We start from the raw sequence: 3,866 nt of genomic DNA, 5'->3' as shown, positions 1-3,866 counted from the left end.
GTTAAGCCGCCATCGCGAGCAAGCTCGCTCCCACAGGGTTTCGTGGCGTTCATTCGCCAGTGGCAATGCCCCGCGCAGGCTCGTTGATCCATTCGCTCCACGACCCGGCATACAACGAACCCAGCGGATAACCGGCCAGACACAACGCAAACAGGTTGTGGCACGCCGTCACGCCGGAACCGCAGTACGCCACCAGATCGGTCGGCGAACGATCACCCAGTTTTGCGGCGAAACGCTGCTTGAGCTGATCGGCCGACAGGAAGAGCCCGTCTGCGCCCAGGTTGTCGGTAAACGCCGCGCACTGGGCACCGGGAATGTGCCCGGCAACCGGGTCGATCGGTTCCACTTCACCCTTGAATCGCGGCAGTGCGCGGGCATCGAGCAGGGTAAGTTCCGGCCGGGCGAGGCGCTTTTGCAACTGCTCGGCACTGATCAGCAACGCCGTATCAGGACTGCCGGTGAAGGAGCCACGGGTGATCGCCGGCGTATCCAGGCTCAACGGCAACCCCGCCGCATGCCAGGCCTTGAGTCCGCCATCGAGGATGAATACGCCATCGCGCTTACCCAACCATGCCAGCAGCCACCAGGCCCGCGCCGCATAGGCACCCGGACCATCGTCGTACAAAACCACTTCGCTATCGGCGTTGATGCCCCAGGCTTGCAGGCGCTCGATCAATTGCACGGGTTCGGGTAACGGATGACGCCCGGTCACGCCCTTGACCACGGCGCCACTCAGATCACGCTCAAGGTCAGCATAGCTCGAACCGGCAATGTGCCCTTCGGCATAGCTGCGCTGACCGTAATCCGGGTCTTCGAGGGCAAAACGACAATCCAGAATCACCAGCCCCGGCTGGTCCTTTTTCAGGTCCAGTGCTTGCGGGCTGATCAATTGCGCAATGGGCATAACGGGCTCCTGTGATTTTTATCGGACTTCGATCCTACGACACTTCCTCAAGCGCCTGGGCCAGGGGCACGTAAAACTCTTCGAACAAGGCATTGACCGCATCGCGGGCCTCATCCGTGACAAACCCGGCTTCCAGCACCAAAACCTGATACACCCCGCGTTTAATGGCCTGCTCGCTCAAGTGGCTGGAATTCTCCCGCGTGGTGCACAGGAAACGTACCCAGGACGTGAGGATGATCCAGGCATTGAGCGTCAGGGATTCGATCTGCACCTTGTCCATCTTCAGGATGCCAGCGGCGACGAAGCCTTCGTAGATCGCCGAACCCTGGATCAGGCAGCGCTGAGAGAAACGTCGATAGCGGTCGGCCAAGTCCGGATCGCTGTCGAGCAAATGTTCGAGATCGCGATGCAGAAACCGGTAACGCCACATCGCCGCCAGCAGCTCCTTGAGGTAGAAGCGTTTGTCTTCCACCGTGGCAGTACGGCCCTGGGGCGGGCGCAGGAAGCTGTCCACCAGGCTCTCGTATTCGCTGAACAGCACAGCGATGATCGCCTGCTTGTTGGGGAAGTGGTAGTACAGGTTGCCCGGGGAAATTTCCATATGGGCAGCGATGTGGTTGGTACTGATGCTGCGCTCGCCCTGTTGATTGAACAGCTCCAGGCTGTTCTGCACGATGCGCTCGCTGGTTTTGATCCGTGGGGCCATGGCTTGGGCTTTAATTCAGAGTGCGTTGACGGGCATCTTAGATCTATCCGCGAGTGGATAAAACAAAGCTGTTACAGGATGTCATTTGACTTTTTAGAGTATAGACTCTAGAAAGTGCCCCATTACAATAAATCCGGAGCCGACCATGACTGCTGAAATTTCCTACCTGCAGAACCTACAGCAGCCGCTGGAAGAGCTTCAGGCCCTGTTCGACGCCCAGCGTGCCGCCTACGCCGCCAACCCGATGCCACCCGCCGCGCAGCGCCAACAATGGCTCAAGGCGCTGAAGGATTTGTTGAACAATGAACGCCAGGCCCTGATCGATGCGATCAGCCAGGACTTCAGCCATCGTAGCGCCGATGAAACCCTGCTCGCCGAACTGATGCCCAGCCTGCACGGCATCCATTACGCCAGCAAACACCTCAAGGGCTGGATGAAAGCGTCGCGGCGCAAGGTGGGCGCTGCCTTCCAGCCGGCTTCGGCCAAAGTCGTTTACCAACCGCTGGGCGTGGTCGGGGTCATCGTGCCGTGGAACTACCCGCTGTACCTGGCCATCGGCCCGCTGGTCGGCGCGCTGTCGGCGGGCAATCGGGTGATGCTCAAGCTCAGTGAATCGACTCCCGCTACCGGCTTGCTGATGAAGCAGTTGCTGGCGCGCATCTTCCCCGAAGACCTGGTTTGCGTGGTCCTGGGCGAGGCCGATATGGGCGTGGCGTTTTCACGCCTGCCGTTCGATCACCTGCTGTTCACCGGCGCCACCAGCATCGGCAAACACGTCATGCGCGCCGCCGCGGAAAACCTGACCCCGGTAACCCTGGAACTGGGTGGCAAGTCCCCGGCCATTGTTTCCCGCGACGTGCCGCTCAAGGACGCCGCCGAGCGCATCGCCTTCGGCAAAACCTTGAACGCCGGCCAGACCTGCGTGGCCCCTGACTACGTACTGGTGCCGGAGGATCGCGTCGGAGGTTTCGTCGAAGCCTATCGCACAGCCGTCCGCGGGTTTTATCCGACGCTGGCCGACAACCCGGACTACACCGCGATCATCAATGAGCGACAACTGGCGCGCCTAAACGGCTACGTCAGCGACGCCACCAGCAAGGGTGCGCTGCTGATGCCGCTGTTCGACCAGGGCCAGGGCCGACGCATGAGCCATAGCCTGCTGCTCAATGTCACCGACGAGATGACGGTGATGCAGGACGAGATTTTCGGACCGCTGCTGCCGATCGTGCCGTACAAGGATCTGGACCAGGCATTTGCCTACATCAACCAGCGCCCGCGCCCACTGGCGCTGTATTACTTCGGCTACGACAAGCGCGAACAACAGCGCGTGCTGCACGAAACCCATTCCGGTGGCGTGTGCCTGAACGACACGCTGCTGCACGTCGCCCAGGACGACATGCCGTTCGGCGGTATCGGTGCCTCGGGCATGGGTCATTATCATGGTCATGAAGGGTTCCTGACCTTCAGCAAGGCCAAGGGCGTGCTGATCAAGCAGCGCTTCAACGCGGCGAAACTGATTTACCCGCCGTATGGCAAATCGATCCAGAAGCTGATCCAGAAGCTGTTCATCCGCTAACGATCTCACCGTCGGGTAATAACAATAATGAACCCCAGCCTTTGCGATACACCCGCGCTGTCACGGCGCGGGCTACTTAAATTCAGCCTCGGCGCCAGCGCCTTTCTCGCCACTGCCGGATTGGGCGCCAGCCTCAGCGGCTGTTCGTCGAGTGTTCCGGCCAGTGGCTTCGTCACGTTGCGAAGCGGCGACCTGCTGTTTTTGCGGGCGTTGATTCCAGTCATGCTCGATGGTGCCGTAACTTCCGAACGGATGCCCGAGGCTGTCGAGGGCACACTGAAAAGCCTTGATTACAACCTCGCTCACTTGTCACCGGAAATGCTCAAACTGACCCAGCAACTGTTCGATGTGTTGGGCATGGCCGTGACCCGTGGACCGCTGACCGGGATCTGGAGCAGCTGGGAAAACGCCAGCGCCGATGATATCCGGCAGTTTCTGAACCGCTGGGAAAATAGCTCATTGAGCCTGTTGCGCATGGGTCACAGTTCTTTGCTGCAATTGGTGATGATGGCCTGGTACGGCCGCAAAGAATCGTGGGCGCATTGCGGGTATCCCGGGCCGCCAACAGTCTGAAATCGAGTCGACCCCATCGCGAGCAAGCTCGCTCCCACAGGGGATTTATGAACGACGCAGAACCAATGTGGGAGCGAGCTTGCTCGCGATGGGGCCAGCCGCTTCAC

At 60.2% G+C, this 3,866-nt stretch carries 4 protein-coding genes; 2 read left to right on the top strand and 2 right to left on the bottom strand.

Going from position 1 to position 3,866, the window contains the following annotated elements:
• Positions 1 to 49: 49 nt before the first annotated feature.
• Positions 50 to 904 carry a sulfurtransferase gene (locus tag ACXRVY_RS19640; protein WP_223456659.1) on the bottom strand — a complete coding sequence of 285 codons (855 nt, stop codon included), beginning with the start codon at positions 902 to 904 and terminating at the stop codon, positions 50 to 52.
• A gap of 34 nt (positions 905 to 938) precedes the next feature.
• On the bottom strand, positions 939 to 1,610 hold the full coding sequence (locus ACXRVY_RS19635; RefSeq protein ID WP_223456657.1) for a TetR/AcrR family transcriptional regulator: 672 nt from the start codon (positions 1,608 to 1,610) through the stop codon (positions 939 to 941).
• A 145-nt stretch (positions 1,611 to 1,755) separates the two neighbouring features.
• On the opposite strand from ACXRVY_RS19635, the gene ACXRVY_RS19630 reads away from it, so the two are divergent.
• Both ACXRVY_RS19630 and ACXRVY_RS19625 read left to right on the top strand, forming a co-directional pair.
• Positions 1,756 to 3,186: a coniferyl aldehyde dehydrogenase gene (locus ACXRVY_RS19630; protein WP_223456654.1), complete on the top strand. Its 1,431-nt coding sequence runs from the start codon at positions 1,756 to 1,758 to the stop codon at positions 3,184 to 3,186.
• Between the two features lie 27 nt (positions 3,187 to 3,213).
• Positions 3,214 to 3,759: a twin-arginine translocation pathway signal protein gene (locus ACXRVY_RS19625; RefSeq protein WP_223456652.1), complete on the top strand. Its 546-nt coding sequence runs from the start codon at positions 3,214 to 3,216 to the stop codon at positions 3,757 to 3,759.
• Positions 3,760 to 3,866: the final 107 nt, after the last annotated feature.

The organism is Pseudomonas sp. P5_A2_2 (assembly GCF_054177685.1).
This window is presented reverse-complemented; position numbering and strand designations above follow the sequence as displayed.